This is a genomic window from Neoaquamicrobium microcysteis, assembly GCF_008180155.1.
GTDB classification, from domain to species: domain Bacteria; phylum Pseudomonadota; class Alphaproteobacteria; order Rhizobiales; family Rhizobiaceae; genus Aerobium; species Aerobium microcysteis.
In genome coordinates this window covers 1-18,284 of sequence record NZ_VSZS01000043.1, presented here as the reverse complement: position 1 = coordinate 18,284, position 18,284 = coordinate 1, and the positions used below count along the sequence as shown (strand labels likewise).

15 protein-coding genes and 1 tRNA gene are annotated in these 18,284 nt (G+C 62.2%); 15 read left to right on the top strand and 1 reads right to left on the bottom strand.

Features of this window, described 5'->3' with window-relative positions; translation table 11 throughout:
- The 11 genes from FY036_RS00670 to FY036_RS00620 form a co-directional block, all read left to right on the top strand.
- Positions 1-111 (top strand): EF-Tu C-terminal domain-related protein (locus tag FY036_RS00670; protein WP_456238249.1); only part of this gene is annotated, 111 nt, incomplete at its 5' end.
- A 188-nt stretch (positions 112-299) separates the two neighbouring features.
- Positions 300-375, top strand: a tRNA-Trp gene (locus tag FY036_RS00665).
- A gap of 252 nt (positions 376-627) precedes the next feature.
- A complete protein-coding gene (gene secE, locus FY036_RS00660) occupies positions 628-831 on the top strand; it encodes a preprotein translocase subunit SecE (protein ID WP_148912799.1) in 204 nt (67 codons plus the stop codon).
- Between the two features lie 26 nt (positions 832-857).
- Positions 858-1,397: a transcription termination/antitermination protein NusG gene (gene nusG / locus FY036_RS00655; protein WP_148912797.1), complete on the top strand. Its 540-nt coding sequence runs from the start codon at positions 858-860 to the stop codon at positions 1,395-1,397.
- Between the two features lie 162 nt (positions 1,398-1,559).
- Entirely contained in the window at positions 1,560-1,988 is a 429-nt protein-coding gene (rplK, locus tag FY036_RS00650) for a 50S ribosomal protein L11 (protein ID WP_148912796.1), read from the top strand.
- 4 nt (positions 1,989-1,992) lie between these two features.
- Positions 1,993-2,694 (top strand): 50S ribosomal protein L1, encoded by a 702-nt coding sequence (rplA, locus tag FY036_RS00645; protein WP_148912795.1) that lies wholly within the window; start codon positions 1,993-1,995, stop codon positions 2,692-2,694.
- Positions 2,695-3,053: 359 nt separating this feature from the next.
- Positions 3,054-3,572 carry a 50S ribosomal protein L10 gene (gene rplJ / locus FY036_RS00640; RefSeq protein WP_148912794.1) on the top strand — a complete coding sequence of 173 codons (519 nt, stop codon included), beginning with the start codon at positions 3,054-3,056 and terminating at the stop codon, positions 3,570-3,572.
- 54 nt (positions 3,573-3,626) lie between these two features.
- Positions 3,627-4,004, top strand: a complete 378-nt coding sequence (rplL, locus tag FY036_RS00635; protein ID WP_148912793.1) for a 50S ribosomal protein L7/L12 — start codon at positions 3,627-3,629, stop codon at positions 4,002-4,004.
- Positions 4,005-4,206: 202 nt separating this feature from the next.
- On the top strand, positions 4,207-8,343 hold the full coding sequence (rpoB, locus tag FY036_RS00630; protein ID WP_148912792.1) for a DNA-directed RNA polymerase subunit beta: 4,137 nt from the start codon (positions 4,207-4,209) through the stop codon (positions 8,341-8,343).
- 119 nt (positions 8,344-8,462) lie between these two features.
- Positions 8,463-12,662: a DNA-directed RNA polymerase subunit beta' gene (rpoC, locus tag FY036_RS00625; protein ID WP_148912791.1), complete on the top strand. Its 4,200-nt coding sequence runs from the start codon at positions 8,463-8,465 to the stop codon at positions 12,660-12,662.
- Between the two features lie 347 nt (positions 12,663-13,009).
- The gene (locus FY036_RS00620) at positions 13,010-14,101 is read left to right on the top strand and encodes a helix-turn-helix transcriptional regulator (RefSeq protein ID WP_148912790.1); all 1,092 of its coding nucleotides are present in this window, start codon (positions 13,010-13,012) and stop codon (positions 14,099-14,101) included.
- 229 nt (positions 14,102-14,330) lie between these two features.
- On the opposite strand, the gene FY036_RS00615 is transcribed toward FY036_RS00620, so the two are convergent.
- The gene (locus FY036_RS00615) at positions 14,331-14,612 is read right to left on the bottom strand and encodes a transcriptional regulator (RefSeq protein WP_148912798.1); all 282 of its coding nucleotides are present in this window, start codon (positions 14,610-14,612) and stop codon (positions 14,331-14,333) included.
- Between the two features lie 467 nt (positions 14,613-15,079).
- Here FY036_RS00615 and rpsL point away from each other — a divergent pair, with 467 nt between their 5' ends.
- The 4 genes from rpsL to FY036_RS00595 form a co-directional block, all read left to right on the top strand.
- Positions 15,080-15,451 (top strand): 30S ribosomal protein S12, encoded by a 372-nt coding sequence (rpsL, locus tag FY036_RS00610; protein ID WP_024585419.1) that lies wholly within the window; start codon positions 15,080-15,082, stop codon positions 15,449-15,451.
- A 64-nt stretch (positions 15,452-15,515) separates the two neighbouring features.
- Complete coding sequence (gene rpsG / locus FY036_RS00605) at positions 15,516-15,986, top strand: 30S ribosomal protein S7 (protein WP_148912789.1); 471 nt, start codon at positions 15,516-15,518, stop codon at positions 15,984-15,986.
- A gap of 31 nt (positions 15,987-16,017) precedes the next feature.
- A complete protein-coding gene (gene fusA, locus FY036_RS00600; protein ID WP_148912788.1) occupies positions 16,018-18,108 on the top strand; it encodes an elongation factor G in 2,091 nt (696 codons plus the stop codon).
- A 65-nt stretch (positions 18,109-18,173) separates the two neighbouring features.
- On the top strand, positions 18,174-18,284 hold a 111-nt coding region (locus FY036_RS00595; protein ID WP_148912787.1), incomplete at its 3' end, for a GTP-binding protein.

The window sequence follows — 18,284 nt, the reverse complement described above, 5'->3', positions numbered from 1 at the left end:
GTCGACGTGACGCTGATCGTGCCGATCGCGATGGAAGAGAAGCTGCGCTTCGCCATCCGCGAAGGCGGCCGCACCGTCGGCGCAGGCATCGTCGCGTCCATCACGGAATAATTCGTTTCAAACGGATTTCGGGCGGGCGGCTTCGGCCGCCCGCTTTGTTTTTTCCGGGCGGCTGCACCATCTATGGTCAGCCTGTTCTGCGATGACCGGGAAAAAGCCCTCTGCAAGCGGACTCGGCCGACAATGGCTCTTGCACCGCGCGCAAAGAGGAAATAGGAAGGCGTCGCCGCAGACGGCGTAGGGGTATAGCTCAGTTGGTAGAGCGGCGGTCTCCAAAACCGCAGGTCGCAGGTTCGAGCCCTGCTGCCCCTGCCAGCACCGCCACCCGGTGTCCCGTCAGCACAAACCTCATCAAGGCACTTGCATGTCGCGGCGTTCGGTTCTATATCGAGCCAACAGACGCGAGGCGCGTGGGGCTGCGAACAGGCTTTACGCGCCTGAATTGCATGGCTGGATACCAGTGAGCGATTCGCGAACGTTTGCGACGGGATGGCGGCGTTGCCGCAGGTTCCGCCGGAATCAGGGTTCATGCTCCGGGTAACGCGGGGCAATAATAAAGAGCGGCAGATGGCGTCCAAGACCACCAATCCCTTTGTCTTTCTGCAGCAGGTGCGTACCGAAACGTCCAAGGTTACGTGGCCCTCGCGGCGCGAGACGATGATCTCCACGGTTATGGTGCTGGGCTTTGCCTTTTTGGCTGCGATCTTTTTCTTTGCCGCCGATCAGGTGATGGCGTTCGCCGTCGAGCTGATTCTGGGCATCGGGCGCTAACGCCGCCGACTACGGAGAATTCTTATATGACTGCGCGGTGGTACATCGTCCACGCCTACTCGAATTTCGAGAAGAAGGTCGCCGAGGATATCGAGAACAAGGCCAAGCAGAAGGGCCTTAGCGACCAGATCGAGCAGATCGTGGTGCCCACCGAGAAGGTGGTCGAGATCCGCCGCGGCAAGAAGGTCGATGCCGAGCGCAAGTTCTTTCCGGGCTACGTGCTGCTCAAGGCCAACCTGACCGATTCGGTCATCAGCCTCGTGAAGAACACGCCGCGCGTGACAGGCTTCCTCGGCGAAGATCCGCGTACCGCCAAGCCGGTGCCGATTTCGGAGAAGGAAGCCCAGCACATCCTGCACCAGGTGCAGGAGGGTGTGGAGCGTCCGAAGCCGTCGGTGACCTTCGAGATCGGCGAGGCCGTGCGGGTGTCGGATGGTCCGTTCGCCTCGTTCAACGGCTTCGTGCAGGAAGTGGACGAAGAGCGTTCGCGCCTCAAGGTCGAGGTTTCGATCTTCGGCCGGGCGGTGCCGGTCGATCTGGAATTCGGTCAGGTCGAAAAGGGCTGACCGGAAATCCTTGCCCGCCGACGGCGGGGAAGGTCGCGGGCCGCTGATGCTGTCCTGCGTGGAATGGTGGAAGGAGAGGGCGGTTCAGCCGATCGCCACGAACTCCGCACCACCGACTGCAACCGCCGGACGCGTCCGGCATGAAAATGAGGCAGAAGAGCAATGGCTAAGAAAATTGCAGGCCAGCTCAAGCTCCAGGTCGCAGCGGGATCGGCAACGCCGTCTCCCCCGATCGGTCCGGCGCTTGGTCAGCGTGGCATCAACATCATGGAATTCTGCAAGGCGTTCAATGCCGCCACGCAGGAGATGGAGAAGGGTCAGCCCATCCCCGTCGTGATTACCTACTATCAGGACAAGTCGTTCACCTTCGCGATGAAGACGCCGCCGGTGAGCTACTTCCTGAAGAAGGCCGCCAACCTGAAGTCGGGCTCCAAGGAGCCGGGCAAGGTTTCCGCCGGAACGATCGCCCGCGACAAGGTGCGCGAGATCGCCGAAGCGAAGATGAAGGACCTGAACGCGAACGACGTGGAAGCCGCCATGCGCATGGTTGAAGGCTCTGCCCGTTCGATGGGCCTGGAAGTGGTGGGCTGAGACGATGGCAACGAAGAGTGCAAAGCGCATCACCAAGGCGCGCGAAGGTATCGACCCCAACAAGCAGTACGATCTGGCCGAGGCCATCAAGCTGCTGCAGGAACGCGCCACCGCCAAGTTCGACGAGACCATCGAGGTCGCGATGAACCTGGGTGTCGATCCGCGTCACGCTGACCAGATGGTTCGCGGCGTGGTCAACCTGCCCAATGGCACCGGCCGCAACGTTCGCGTCGCCGTGTTTGCCCGTGGCGACAAGGCTGACGAAGCCAAGGCCGCCGGCGCGGACATCGTCGGCGCGGAAGAGTTGGTCGAGGTCGTCCAGAAGGGCGAGATCAACTTCGATCGCTGCATCGCGACCCCCGACATGATGCCGCTGGTCGGCCGTCTGGGCAAGGTGCTCGGCCCGCGTGGCATGATGCCGAACCCGAAGGTCGGCACCGTGACCACCGACGTTGCCGCCGCCGTGAAGGCGTCCAAGGGCGGTGCCGTCGAGTTCCGCGTCGAGAAGGCGGGCATCGTGCATGCCGGCGTGGGCAAGGTCTCGTTCGACACCAAGGCACTCGAGGAGAACGTGAAGGCATTCGCCGACGCGGTCATCAAGGCCAAGCCGTCGGGCGCCAAGGGCAACTACGTCAAGAAGGTCGCGATTTCGTCGACCATGGGTCCGGGCCTCAAGCTCGACCCGGCAACGATCACCGCGGCGTAAAGCCGGGTGGCCGGCGACTGACGTCGCTGGAATTAAGATTTCGGGCTCCGCACGCGGGGCCCGGATGGCCGGGAGCGGGAAACCGTTTCCGGTTATCCTGTCCGAGACTGCAGGCGGCCCAAAGCCTTAATTCGCATGGGCCTGCATGAGACGGGGTGAGAACGGACAAAGGGGCGCAGCCCCGTTGAAAGTTCGAACCGTGTTGGCCTTTTGTCTGCGCGCCCCAGGGAAACCGAAGGCGTGGCGAAGGGGGACAGGATCCTCGAGCGTCGTTCGGGCGATCCATATGGAGCGTTCCGCGCGACAAAAGGCAACCGATGACCGTCCGGGAATGGCCGGTCATCAACTGGAGATAGGCAGTGGATAGAGCGGAAAAGCGCGAATTCGTCACGGGCCTGAACGACGTGTTCAAGAGCACGGGTTCGGTGGTCGTGGCCCACTATGCCGGTCTTACCGTCGCGAACATGAACGACCTTCGGTCGAAAATGCGCGCTGCGGGCGGGACCGTCAAAGTCGCGAAGAACCGCCTCGCCGTTATCGCTCTTCAGGGTACGGAATCCGAAGGCATGAAGGATCTGTTCAAAGGACAGACCCTGATCGCCTACGCGGATGATCCGGTTGCGGCACCCAAGGTCGCCGCCGATTTCGCCAAGGCGAATGACAAGCTCGTCATTCTCGGCGGCGCAATGGGCTCGACCGCGCTCGATGCCGATGGTGTGAAGGCTCTTGCCACCATGCCGTCGCTGGACGAGCTGCGTGCCAAGATCGTCGGCATGATCAACACGCCGGCAACCAGGATCGCTGCAGTCGTCAACGCACCGGCAGGAAATCTTGCCCGCGTTTTCGGCGCCTATGCCCGGAAGGACGAGGCGGCGTGAGGCCGTTCCTCATCAAAACAACACAACTGTTCGAACTTTAAAGGAAACTGAAAAATGGCTGATCTCGCCAAGATCGTTGAAGACCTGTCGTCGCTGACCGTCCTCGAGGCTGCTGAGCTCTCGAAGATGCTCGAAGAGAAGTGGGGCGTTTCCGCCGCTGCTCCGGTGGCCGTTGCTGCCGCTGGCGGTGCTGCTGCTCCTGCCGAGGCCGCTGAAGAGAAGACCGAATTCGACGTCATTCTCTCGGATGCCGGCGCTCAGAAGATCAACGTGATCAAGGAAGTCCGCGCTATCACCGGCCTGGGCCTCAAGGAAGCCAAGGACCTCGTCGAGGGCGCTCCGAAGCCGGTCAAGGAAGGCGTGTCCAAGGACGAAGCCGACAAGATCAAGGCCCAGCTCGAAGGCGCTGGCGCCAAGGTCGAGCTTAAGTAAGACCGATTGTGGTTTCGGCGGGCGGCTTGGCCGTCCGCCGGTCCCGCAGCCGGGACTGATTGTACGAAACCTCTTTCCTGTGGGCCGGCGGCGGCCTTCAGGAAACGGGTTTTTACCCGTTTTTGATGGACCGCGCGGTGGTCGCGGTCGGTAAGTTTGGCGTCAAGCCAACACGAAGCCAAGAAGGCAGCAAGGAGCGACGATGGCCCAGACCCACACGTTCAATGGTCGCAGGCGCGTACGCAAGTTCTTCGGAAAGATTCCGGAAGTTGCGGAGATGCCGAACCTCATCGAGGTTCAGAAGGCATCCTATGATCAGTTTCTCATGGTAGACGAGCCCAAGGGCGGCCGTCCGGACGAGGGGCTGCAGGCGGTGTTCAAGTCGGTTTTCCCGATTTCCGATTTTTCGGGCGCCTCCATGCTTGAATTCGTCAAGTACGAGTTCGAAGCGCCGAAGTTCGACGTGGACGAGTGCCGCCAGCGTGACCTCACCTTTGCCGCGCCACTGAAGGTGACGCTGCGCCTTATCGTATTCGATGTCGACGAGGACACCGGCGCGAAGTCGATCAAGGACATCAAGGAGCAGGACGTCTACATGGGCGACATGCCGCTCATGACGTCCAACGGCACGTTTATCATCAACGGCACCGAGCGCGTAATCGTCTCGCAGATGCACCGTTCGCCGGGCGTGTTCTTCGACCACGACAAGGGCAAGTCGCACTCGTCGGGCAAGCTCCTGTTTGCCGCGCGCGTCATCCCTTATCGCGGTTCGTGGCTCGACATCGAGTTCGACTCGAAGGATGTCGTGCACGCCCGTATCGACCGTCGCCGCAAGATCCCCGTCACCAGCCTGCTGATGGCGCTGGGCATGGACGGCGAGGAAATCCTGTCGACCTTCTACGACAAGCTGACCTACATCCGCGCCAAGGACCACTGGCGCATCCCTTACAATGCCGAGCGCTTCCGTGGCCTCAAGGCCGTCAACGATCTCGTCGACGCCGACACCGGTGAAGTCGTGGTCGAGGCCGGCCGCAAGATCACCGCGCGCCAGGCCAAGCAGCTTGCCGAGAAGGGCCTCAAGGCCATCAAGGCGACCGAGGACGACCTGTTCGGCTCGTACCTGGCAGAAGACATCGTCAACTACGCAACCGGCGAGATTTATCTCGAGGCCGGCGACGAGATCGACGAGAAGACGCTGAAGGTTCTGCTCGAGGCCGGGCAGGAAGAGATCCAGATTCTCGACATCGACCACGTCAATGTGGGCGGCTACATCCGCAACACGCTGGCCGTCGACAAGAACGAGAGCCGTCAGGACGCGCTGTTCGACATCTATCGCGTTATGCGTCCGGGCGAGCCGCCGACAATCGACACCGCAGAGGCGATGTTCAATTCGCTCTTCTTCGATGCCGAGCGCTACGACCTTTCGGCCGTCGGTCGCGTCAAGATGAACATGCGTCTCGAACTCGACGCCGAGGACACCGTGCGCGTGCTGCGCAAGGAGGACATCCTCGCCGTCGTCAAGACGCTGGTCGAGCTGCGCGACGGCAAGGGCGACATCGACGACATCGACAATCTCGGCAACCGCCGTGTGCGTTCGGTCGGCGAGCTGATGGAAAACCAGTACCGCGTCGGCCTGCTTCGCATGGAGCGCGCGATCAAGGAGCGCATGTCGTCGATCGAGATCGACACCGTCATGCCGCAGGACCTTATCAACGCCAAGCCGGCCGCAGCGGCTGTCCGCGAGTTCTTCGGTTCCTCGCAGCTTTCGCAGTTCATGGATCAGACCAACCCGCTCTCCGAGATCACGCACAAGCGTCGTCTGTCGGCCCTCGGGCCTGGCGGTCTGACCCGCGAGCGCGCCGGCTTCGAAGTGCGCGACGTTCACGTCACGCATTACGGCCGCATCTGCCCGATCGAGACGCCGGAAGGCCCGAACATCGGTCTCATCAACTCGCTGGCCACCTTCGCGCGCGTCAACAAGTACGGCTTCATCGAAAGCCCCTACCGTCGCATCATCGACGGCAAGGTCTCCGACCAGGTCGTTTACCTGTCGGCGATGGAAGAGGCCAAGCACTACGTGGCGCAGGCGAACGCCGAGCTTGATGGCAATGGCTCGTTCACCGACGAGTTCGTGATCTGCCGTCATGCGGGCGAGGTCATGATGACCCCGCGCGAGAACGTCGACCTGATGGACGTGTCGCCGAAGCAGATGGTTTCGGTCGCCGCGGCACTCATCCCGTTCCTCGAGAACGACGACGCCAACCGCGCTCTCATGGGCTCGAACATGCAGCGTCAGGCCGTGCCGCTGGTGCGCGCTGAGGCTCCGTTCGTCGGCACCGGCATGGAGCCGATCGTTGCCCGTGACTCTGGCGCTGCCATCGGCGCACGCCGTGGCGGCATCGTCGATCAGGTGGACGCGACGCGTATCGTTATCCGCGCGACGGAAGATCTCGATCCGGGCAAGTCCGGCGTCGACATCTACCGCCTGATGAAGTTCCAGCGTTCGAACCAGAACACCTGCATCAACCAGCGCCCGCTGGTGCGTATGGGTGACCGGGTCAACAAGGGCGACATCATCGCCGACGGTCCGTCGACCGACCTCGGCGATCTGGCTCTGGGCCGCAACGTGCTTGTCGCGTTCATGCCTTGGAACGGCTACAACTACGAGGACTCCATCCTCCTATCCGAGCGCATCGTCGCCGACGACATCTTCACCTCGATCCACATCGAGGAGTTCGAGGTCATGGCGCGCGATACCAAGCTTGGGCCGGAAGAGATCACGCGCGACATTCCGAACGTCTCGGAAGAAGCTCTGAAAAACCTCGACGAAGCCGGCATTACCTATATCGGTGCGGAAGTGCAGCCGGGCGACATCCTCGTCGGCAAGATCACGCCGAAGGGCGAAAGCCCGATGACGCCGGAGGAAAAGCTCCTGCGCGCGATCTTCGGCGAGAAGGCTTCGGACGTCCGTGACACCTCCATGCGCATGCCGCCCGGTGCCTTCGGCACGGTCGTCGAAGTTCGCGTCTTCAACCGCCACGGCGTGGAGAAGGACGAACGCGCGATGGCGATCGAGCGCGAAGAGATCGAGCGTCTGGCAAAGGACCGCGACGACGAGCAGGCGATCCTGGATCGCAACGTCTACTCGCGTCTGGCCGACATGCTGACCGGCAAGGAAGCGATTGCGGGCCCCAAGGGCTTCAAGAAGGGCGGCGCGCTCACCCGTGAGGCGCTGACCGACTTCCCGCGTTCGCAGTGGTGGCAGTTCGCCGTCGAGGACGAGAAGGTCCAGAGCGAGCTGGAAGCCCTGCGTGGCCAGTACGACGAGTCCAAGAAGGCGCTCGAGCAGCGCTTCATGGACAAGGTCGAGAAGGTGCAGCGCGGCGACGAGATGCCCCCCGGCGTCATGAAGATGGTCAAGGTGTTCGTTGCCGTGAAGCGCAAGATGCAGCCGGGCGACAAGATGGCTGGCCGTCATGGCAACAAGGGCGTCGTCTCGCGTATCGTTCCGGTCGAGGACATGCCGTTCCTCGAGGACGGCACGCATGCCGACATCGTGCTCAACCCGCTGGGCGTGCCTTCGCGCATGAACGTCGGCCAGATCCTGGAGACGCATCTGGGCTGGGCCTGCGCCGGCATGGGCAGGAAGATCGGCGAGCTGATCGACGCCTACAAGGAGGGCGGCGACATCAAGCCGTTGCGCCAGACGATCGAAGGCATCATTCCGGCCAACGACCGCAACGAGCCGGTCCGTGACTACGACGACGAGTCCGTCGTTCGCCTCGGCGAGCAGATGAAGCGCGGCGTTTCCATCGCGACCCCGGTGTTCGACGGTGCGCACGAGTCCGACATCAACGACATGCTGGAGCAGGCGGGCCTGCATTCCAGCGGTCAGTCGACGCTCTACGACGGACGTACCGGCGAGCCGTTCGACCGCAAGGTGACGATGGGCTATATCTACATGCTCAAGCTGCACCATCTCGTGGACGACAAGATCCACGCGCGTTCGATCGGACCGTACTCGCTCGTCACCCAGCAGCCGCTGGGCGGCAAGGCGCAGTTCGGCGGCCAGCGCTTCGGCGAGATGGAGGTCTGGGCGCTCGAGGCATACGGCGCGGCCTACACGCTGCAGGAGATGCTGACGGTGAAGTCGGACGACGTGGCGGGCCGCACCAAGGTCTACGAGGCCATCGTGCGCGGCGACGACACGTTCGAGGCGGGCATTCCCGAGAGCTTCAATGTTCTCGTGAAGGAAATGCGCTCGCTCGGGCTCAACGTCGAACTTGAGAACTCGGCCGTCGAGGACGGTCCGGCGCGTCTGCCGGACGCAGCCGAATAGGCGAAATGCGCCGCGGGGCAGGGGTCTCGCGGCGCGCCACAGGATAATGACGGCGACGATGCGGCCTTTGCCGTCGCCATGGTCAAGAAAGGGGCTTCGGCCCCGACAAGGAGAACGGCATGAACCAAGAGGTCATGAATCTTTTCAATCCTCAGGCGCCGGCGCAGACCTTCGATTCGATCCGGATCTCGCTTGCCAGCCCGGACAAGATTCAGTCCTGGTCGTTCGGCGAGATCAAGAAGCCGGAGACGATCAACTACCGTACGTTCAAGCCTGAGCGTGACGGTCTCTTCTGCGCGCGCATCTTCGGCCCCATCAAGGACTACGAGTGCCTGTGCGGCAAGTACAAGCGCATGAAGTACAAGGGCGTCATCTGCGAGAAGTGCGGCGTCGAGGTCACGCTGTCGCGCGTGCGCCGCGAGCGCATGGGCCACATCGAGCTGGCCGCGCCCGTCGCGCACATCTGGTTCCTGAAGTCGCTGCCCTCGCGCATCGGCACGCTGCTCGACATGACGCTCAAGGACATCGAGCGCGTTCTCTATTTCGAGAACTACATCGTGACCGAGCCGGGCCTGACCGCGCTGAAGGAGCACCAGCTCCTTTCGGAAGAGGAATACATGATCGCCGTCGATGAGTACGGCGAGGATTCCTTCACCGCGATGATCGGCGCCGAGGCGATCCACGAGCTTCTGGCCGGCATGGAGCTGGAGAAGATCGCGGGCGACCTGCGTTCGGAGCTGGCTTCCACGACCTCGGAACTCAAGCAGAAGAAGCTGCTCAAGCGCCTGAAGGTGGTCGAGAACTTCATGGAATCGGGCAACCGTCCCGAGTGGATGATCATGAAGATCATCCCCGTGATCCCGCCGGACCTGCGTCCGCTGGTGCCGCTGGACGGCGGCCGCTTTGCGACTTCCGACCTCAACGACCTGTACCGTCGCGTCATCAACCGTAACAACCGCCTCAAGCGGCTGATCGAGCTGCGCGCACCGGGCATCATCATCCGCAACGAGAAGCGCATGCTTCAGGAAGCGGTGGATGCGCTGTTCGACAACGGCCGTCGCGGCCGCGTCATCACGGGCGCCAACAAGCGTCCGCTGAAGTCGCTGTCCGACATGCTCAAGGGCAAGCAGGGCCGGTTCCGCCAGAACCTGCTCGGCAAGCGCGTCGACTATTCCGGCCGCTCGGTCATCGTGACCGGTCCGGAGCTGAAGCTGCACCAGTGCGGTTTGCCAAAGAAGATGGCGCTCGAGCTGTTCAAGCCGTTCATCTACGCCCGCCTCGACGCCAAGGGTTACTCCTCGACGGTCAAGCAGGCGAAGAAGCTGGTCGAGAAGGAAAAGCCGGAAGTCTGGGATATCCTTGACGAGGTCATCCGCGAGCATCCGGTGCTGCTCAACCGCGCGCCGACGCTTCACCGCCTCGGCATCCAGGCGTTCGAGCCCATCCTGATCGAAGGCAAGGCGATCCAGCTTCATCCGCTGGTCTGCACGGCCTTCAATGCCGACTTCGACGGTGACCAGATGGCGGTGCACGTACCGCTGTCGCTGGAAGCGCAGCTCGAAGCCCGCGTGCTGATGATGTCGACCAACAACATCCTGCACCCTGCCTCCGGCGCGCCGATCATCGTGCCGTCGCAGGACATGGTTCTGGGCCTCTACTATCTCTCGATCGTCAACCAGAACGAGCCGGGAGAGGGCATGGCTTTCGCCGACATGGGCGAACTGCACCATGCGCTGGAGACCAAGGCCGTCACGCTGCACACCAAGATCAAGGGCCGGTTCAAGACCGTCGATGCCGAGGGCAACCTGGTTTCGAAGATCTACGAAACCACGCCTGGCCGCATGATCATCGGCGAACTGCTGCCGAAGAACGTCAACGTGCCGTTCGAAACCGCAAACCAGGAGATGACCAAGAAGAACATCTCCAAGATGATCGACACGGTCTACCGCCACTGCGGCCAGAAGGAGACTGTGATCTTCTGCGATCGCATCATGGCGCTTGGTTTCAGCCACGCCTGCCGGGCCGGCATCTCGTTCGGCAAGGACGACATGCTCATTCCGGACGCCAAGGAGAAGCTGGTCGCCGACACCGAGGCGCTCGCGAAGGAATATGAGCAGCAGTACAATGACGGCCTGATTACGCAGGGCGAGAAGTACAACAAGGTGGTCGACGCCTGGGCTAAGTGCTCGGAAAAGGTCGCCGACGAGATGATGGGCCGCATCAAGGCGGTCGAGTTCAACGACGATGGCCGTCAGAAGCCGATGAACTCGATCTACATGATGTCGCACTCCGGTGCCCGTGGTTCGCCGACGCAGATGCGTCAGCTTGCCGGCATGCGCGGCCTCATGGCCAAGCCGTCGGGCGAGATCATCGAGACGCCGATTATCTCGAACTTCAAGGAAGGCCTGACCGTTCTCGAGTACTTCAACTCGACGCACGGTGCCCGTAAGGGTCTCGCCGATACCGCTCTGAAGACGGCGAACTCGGGTTACCTGACCCGCCGTCTGGTCGATGTCGCGCAGGATTGCATCGTCAATGCAACCGACTGCGGCACCGACAAGGGCCTGACCATGCAGCCGATCGTGGATGCCGGTCAGGTGGTGGCTTCGCTCGGCTCGCGCGTCCTCGGACGCACCGCGCTGGACGATGTCACTCACCCGGTTTCGGGCGACATGATCGTCAAGGCCGGTACGCTCATCGACGAGCGTGATGTCGACGCCATCGAGAAGGCCGGCATCCAGACGCTCCGCATCCGTTCGGCGCTGACCTGTGAGGTCCGCACCGGCGTCTGCGCAGTCTGCTACGGACGCGATCTTGCACGCGGCACGCCCGTCAACCAGGGCGAGGCCGTCGGCGTCATCGCGGCGCAGTCGATCGGCGAACCGGGCACGCAGCTCACCATGCGTACCTTCCACATGGGCGGCACCGCTCAGGTCGTGGACTCCTCGTTCCTTGAAGCCTCGTATGAGGGCAAGGTCGCGATCCGCAATCGCAACGTGGTCCGCAACTCCGATGGCAACCTCGTGGTGATGGGCCGCAACATGGCGGTTCTGATCCTCGACGAGGCCGGCAAGGAGCGGGCGGTTCACCGCGTCACCTACGGTTCGCGCATCTTCGTGGACGACGAAGACACGGTGAAGCGTGGTCAGCGTATCGCCGAGTGGGACCCCTACACCCGTCCGATCCTCACCGAGGTCGGCGGCAAGGTGGCGTTCGAGGATCTGGTCGATGGCATCTCCGTGCAGGAGACGGCCGACGAGTCGACCGGCATCACCAAGCGCGAGGTCATCGACTGGCGTTCGACGCCCCGTGGTACGGATCTCAAGCCGGCCATCGTTGTGCTGGACGACAAGGGCAAGCCGGCAAAGCTGTCGAAGGGCGGCGATGCACGCTTCCTGCTCTCGGTCGAGGCGATCCTCTCGGTTGAGCCGGGCTCAACGGTTCAGCCGGGCGACGTGGTTGCGCGTCTTCCGATGGAAAGCGCCAAGACGAAGGACATCACGGGCGGTCTGCCGCGCGTGGCGGAGCTCTTCGAGGCGCGTCGTCCCAAGGATCATGCAATCATCGCGGAGATCGACGGCACGGTGCGGTTCGGACGCGACTACAAGAACAAGCGTCGCATCATCATCGAGCCGCATGACGAGCAGGTCGAGCCTGTCGAGTACCTGATCCCGAAGGGCAAGCCATTCCATCTCCAGGAAGGCGACAGCATCGAGAAGGGCGACTACATCCTCGACGGCAACCCCGCGCCGCACGACATCCTGGCGATCAAGGGCGTGGAAGCTCTCGCTTCCTACCTCGTCAACGAGATTCAGGAAGTCTACCGACTGCAGGGCGTGTTGATCAACGACAAGCACATCGAGGTGATTGTCCGTCAGATGCTCCAGAAGGTGGAGATCACCGTTCAGGGCGACTCGACCTACATCCCGGGTGACCACGTCGACGTGATCGAACTCGATGAGATCAACGATCGCCTGATTGAGGAGGGCAAGAAGCCCGCCGAAGGTCAGCCGGTTCTGCTCGGCATCACGAAGGCATCGCTGCAGACGCCTTCCTTCATCTCGGCCGCCTCCTTCCAGGAGACGACGCGCGTGCTGACCGAAGCTGCGGTTGCCGGCAAGACCGACACCCTGCAGGGTCTGAAGGAAAACGTCATCGTCGGTCGTCTCATCCCCGCCGGCACTGGCGGCCAGATGAGCCAGATTCGTCGTATCGCCACGTCGCGCGACGAACTCATTCTCGACGAGCGCCGCAAGGCGTCCGGTGCAGAGATGGCCGAGCCGATGCTGGCGGACATGACGGGCACTGCCGCCGAATAAGTCGAGATACTTCTCGTCTCCAGAAAGGCCGCCGGAACCTCCGGCGGCCTTTTTGCATTGGAGACACAAATCAGACTGTGCGATGCGCCGAAATATTTGCTTCGTTCTACGGTAACTGTGTCGCTTTGCGACACACGCCAGCATTGGAGCCGAGAAGAATGAATTTTCGGGAGTTCTGGTGCAGTCGATTCAACTGGTTTTTGCTGGTCGAATACGACGATTTTGTTCGCAGGTAGGGGAGACAGGTATGCTTCGCCTGCTATTGTGCTGACGGGAACGGTGGGGAGACACGTGTCATTCGGGATGATGACTTTTTAAGACGTGCCGCAGCGGAAGTATCCGATGCATTGCGCGGGGCCGCGTGGGGACACGAAGCCTGGGTGGAGGCGTGCCGGCGGCTGGCCGACGCCTTGCCGGGCTCGTCACCTGCAATCCTCAACTACGATATGCCGCGCCAGCAGGTGAACGCCGCGTTCTTCCAGGGCATGGCTCCCGACTACGTCGCATCCTACCGCGAGCATTATATGTCGGTGAACCCGTGGATCGACTACTGGACAACGGTCCAGGCGGGAACGGTGCACATCTCCGAACGCGAGATGCCGTCCGCCAGTTTCCAGAAGAGCGAGTTCTATGTGGACTGGCTCGCGCCGCATGGCGAAATCGAAGCGGCGGTCGGCATGCGTCTTGATGTCGATCCGAACAATACCGTGCACTTGGCTTGGCATTACGGACTTGCCCACGCCGAGACATATGACGAGGCTGCGTCAGCCATTCTTGAGCTCATCGGGCCGGACCTCGCCGATGCGGTACGTGTTGCAGCGTCGCTTCGCCAAGGGGTGGAGAGCGGCGCGGGCCTCGCCGGCCTCATGGACCGTCTGGATGGTGCGGCGCTGCTGGTCGAGCGCGACCGTCAGATTCGGGAAGCAAATGCAGACGCCGCGATTGCGATGCGTCAGGGCGACGTTGTCGTTGCCGCCGGCAATACGCTTTCGTTTCGCGATGCCGCTGCCCAGCGTTGGCTCGAAGATGTCGTGGCCAGGCTTGCCGACGGCCTCCCGATCGCGTCTCCAAGTCATGTGTTCCGCGTGCAGGAGAGGGTCTTTCGGCTGACGGCAACGCCAGCCCCGCGGCACTCGGAAGCCAGTCTGGCGCTGTTGATGCAGCCTCGCCCGCTGGTTCTGGTGACCATGAAGCTGCTGGTGGGCGCACGTTCGCAGATCGACGACGTTGGCCTTCGGTTCACGTTCGGCCTCTCGGCCGCGGAAATAAAGCTTTGCGAGGCGCTGGCCAATGGTCATTCCCTCAGCGAGGCCGCCCGCCTGCTGGGCGTCTCCGACGGAACGGTCAGGCAACGCGTCAAGGTCATCTTCAATAAGACGGGAACGCACCGTCAGGGCGAACTCATCGCCATGCTCGGCCGATTTCTTCTTGCCGGCTGAGGCGCGGGTAATGCATCCGAATGCAACCATATCGCGCAATCACCCCCAAATGGGAGTAGGTGGGTTTACGCGGCGGCGGTATATCTCAAAACGCCGTAACGTAACCCGTATGAGTCGGGTGGCGCGTCGGCACGACGGTTGTGGTTCATTTTTCGGGATCGCATACCATTGACCGTCTGGTCGGTGGCCCCTGGCCAGGCGGTCTCTTTATCCCGATTGCTGCGGGCTGTCAGATGATCTCGTCGAACGTGACGATGGAAACCTCGCCCTCCAGCGCACCCTGATATGCTGAAAGGTGCGGCTCGTCGTCGGGTGCGGCGTCAATTTCGCCGATCTGATCCAGTTCCGCTTCGGCATAGCCTTCCCGCGCCAGCGCCTCGAGCGCCATCCGCACCGCCGAATCGTCGTCGGGCGCCACCAGCATGACGTGCACGCCTTCCGACTCGCCGCCCTTCTTGCGCCAGACGCGGCCGACAATGATCATTACGGGTCTCTGTTCATTGTCATTCATCATCTGATTCCCTATCTAGCGTCCTTGAGAGGCTGCTTGCTTCCGTCTCGCATGTTTTCCGCGCTCGCAACAGTCTGGAGCGAGTCACGAAATGCCGTAGCGCCCGCTGCGCGCGCAACTTTCTTGCTGCTGGTGTGTAAGGGCGGCTCAAGTCGCGGTTTGCGTGCGATTATTGGGCCGACGGGGTTGACGATGCGGGGCGTTACGAGTAGAAGCCGCCTCGTCTGAGCCGATGTGAGGCTTTCTTTTTCGGGACGCCGCGTCCTGGAGTTGGCCTCAAACAGGGTTCGTTTTACGAGCGACTAAGACATTTCCGGCTTGCATGAAGCGGTTTCCGCTTCCTCTGCGCTTTGTTCGGGCAGAACCGTCAGCGACGGTTTGTGGCCCGAATTGCTGTATGGAAACGGCGCTCCAGACGGCCCTGCGAGGGGCTTGAGACACCGGTTTTGAGATAGAAGGAAGGTTTGATGCCTACCGTCAACCAGCTGATCCGCAAGCCGCGCATTGCGCCGGTGAAGCGCAATAAGGTTCCGGCCATGCAGGCCAACCCGCAGAAGCGGGGCGTATGCACGCGCGTTTACACGACGACGCCGAAGAAGCCGAACTCCGCGCTGCGCAAGGTTGCGAAGATCCGCCTCGTGAACGGCTTCGAAGTGATCGGCTACATCCCCGGCGAGGGCCATAACCTTCAGGAGCACTCCGTGGTCATGATCCGCGGCGGTCGCGTGAAGGACCTTCCGGGCGTGCGCTACCACATCATCCGTGGCGTGCTCGACACCCAGGGTGTGAAGAATCGCAAGCAGCGCCGCTCCAAGTACGGCGCAAAGCGTCCGAAGTAAGGGTTTTCCCGGCTTCGGCGCTTTTGTTTTGAGCCCAGGCCGACGATCGTGAGAGACGAAGAATATGTCCCGACGCCATAGTGCAGAGAAGCGTGAGATCAATCCGGACCCGAAGTTCGGCGATCTCGTCGTCACCAAGTTCATGAACGCCGTCATGCTTCACGGCAAGAAGTCGGTCGCCGAGACGATTGTCTACGGCGCGCTCGACCAGGTTCAGGCCAAGACGAAGCAGGAGCCGGTTACCGTCTTCCATCAGGCGCTCGACAATGTCGCGCCGCACGTGGAAGTGCGTTCGCGCCGCGTCGGTGGCGCCACCTACCAGGTTCCGGTCGATGTCCGTCCCGAGCGTCGTCAGGCGCTTGCCATCCGTTGGCTGATCACCGCTGCGCGCAAGCGCAACGAGACCACCATGGTCGATCGCCTGTCGGGTGAGCTTCTGGATGCGGCCAACAACCGCGGCACCGCCGTCAAGAAGCGTGAAGACACGCACAAGATGGCCGAAGCCAACCGCGCCTTCGCGCACTATCGCTGGTAATCCGGCGAGCAGGGATACGAGAGGCACCACCATGGCCCGCGAATATAAAATCGAAGACTACCGCAACTTCGGCATCATGGCCCACATCGATGCCGGCAAGACCACGACCACCGAGCGTATCCTCTATTACACCGGCAAGTCGCACAAGATCGGCGAAGTCCACGACGGCGCTGCGACCATGGACTGGATGGAGCAGGAGCAGGAGCGCGGCATCACCATCACGTCGGCCGCGACCACCACGTTCTGGGAAGGCCGTGACGGTAAGAAGCGCCGCTTCAACATCATCGACACGCCCGGACACGTCGACTTCACCATCGAGGTCGAGCGCTCGCTGCGCGTTCTCGACGGTGCGATCGCGCTGCTGGACTCCAATGCCGGCGTCGAGCCGCAGACCGAGACCGTGTGGCGTCAGGCCGAGAAGTATCATGTCCCGCGCATGATCTTCTGCAACAAGATGGACAAGACCGGCGCCGATTTCTATCGCTGCCTGGAGATGATCGAGTCGCGTCTCGGCGCGGTCGGCGTCGCCATCCAGCTGCCGATCGGCGCGGAGAACGACTTCAAGGGCGTCGTCGACCTGATCGAGATGAACGCCCTGATCTGGCGCGACGAGACCCTCGGCGCGCAGTGGGACGTCGTTGAAATTCCGGCCGATCTCAAGGAGAAGGCCGAGCAGTACCGCGAGAAGATGATCGAAGCCGCCGTCGAGATGGACGAGGCCGCGCTCGAAGCTTATCTCGATGGCAACCTGCCTTCGAACGAAGAGCTGCGCCGCCTCATCCGCAAGGGCACGATCGAGGTCAAGTTCCACCCCGTTCTCTGCGGCACCGCGTTCAAGAACAAGGGCGTTCAGCCGCTGCTCAATGCGGTCATCGACTTCCTGCCTTCGCCGGTCGAAGTGCCGGACATCAAGGGCATCGATCCGAAGACCGAGGCCGAGACGACCCGCAAGTCGTCCGACGAAGAGCCGCTGTCGATGCTGGCGTTCAAGATCATGAACGACCCGTTCGTCGGTTCGCTGACCTTCGCTCGCATCTATTCGGGCGTTCTCAAGAAGGGCATCTCGCTCGAGAACACCGTCAAGGGCAAGAAAGAGCGCATCGGCCGCATGCTGCAGATGCACTCCAACTCGCGTGAGGACATCGAAGAGGCATATGCCGGCGACATCGTCGCGCTGGCCGGCCTCAAGGACACCACCACGGGCGACACGCTCTGCGATCCGCTGAAGCCGGTCATTCTGGAGCGCATGGAGTTCCCCGATCCGGTCATCCAGATCGCGATCGAGCCGAAGACCAAGGGCGACCAGGAGAAGATGGGCCTCGCGCTCAACCGTCTCGCTGCCGAGGATCCGTCCTTCCGCGTCAAGACCGACGAGGAGAGCGGCCAGACCATCATCGCCGGCATGGGTGAGCTTCACCTCGACATTCTCGTCGACCGCATGCGCCGCGAATTCAAGGTCGAGGCCAATGTCGGTGCGCCGCAGGTGGCCTACCGCGAGACGATCACCCGTCTGGCCGAGGTGGACTACACTCACAAGAAGCAGACCGGCGGTACCGGCCAGTTCGCCCGCGTCAAGCTGGTGTTCGAGCCGAACCCGGACGGCGAGGATTTCGTTTTCGAATCCAAGATCGTCGGCGGGGCGGTTCCCAAGGAGTACATTCCGGGCGTCCAGAAGGGCATCCAGAGCGTCCTGTCTTCGGGTCCGCTGGCAGGCTTCCCGATGCTCGGCGTCAAGGCGACGCTGATCGACGGCGCCTTCCACGACGTCGACTCCTCGGTGCTCGCGTTCGAAATCGCCTCGCGTGCCGCCTTCCGTGAAGGCGCGCAGAAGGCCGGCGCACAGCTCCTCGAGCCGATCATGAAGGTCGAGGTCGTGACGCCTGAGGAGTATGTCGGCGGCGTGATCGGCGACATCAACGGTCGTCGCGGCCAGATCCAGGGTCAGGAGACGCGCGGCATCGCCGTCGTCGTCAACGCCATGGTCCCGCTGGCGAACATGTTCAAGTACGTCGATACGCTGCGTTCGATGTCGCAGGGCCGTGCCCAGTACACGATGCAGTTCGACCACTACGAGCCGGTTCCGACTGCGGTCGCCCAGGAAATCCAGAAGAAGTACGCGTAACCGGAAGCCGGACGCGAGAGCGGAAATAGCAGCCCGAACGGGCGCGAAGGAAATGGAGAACTCAGATGGCCAAAGGTAAATTTGAGCGTAACAAGCCGCATGTGAACATCGGCACGATTGGTCACGTCGATCATGGCAAGACGTCTCTGACGGCGGCGATCACGAAGTATTTTGGC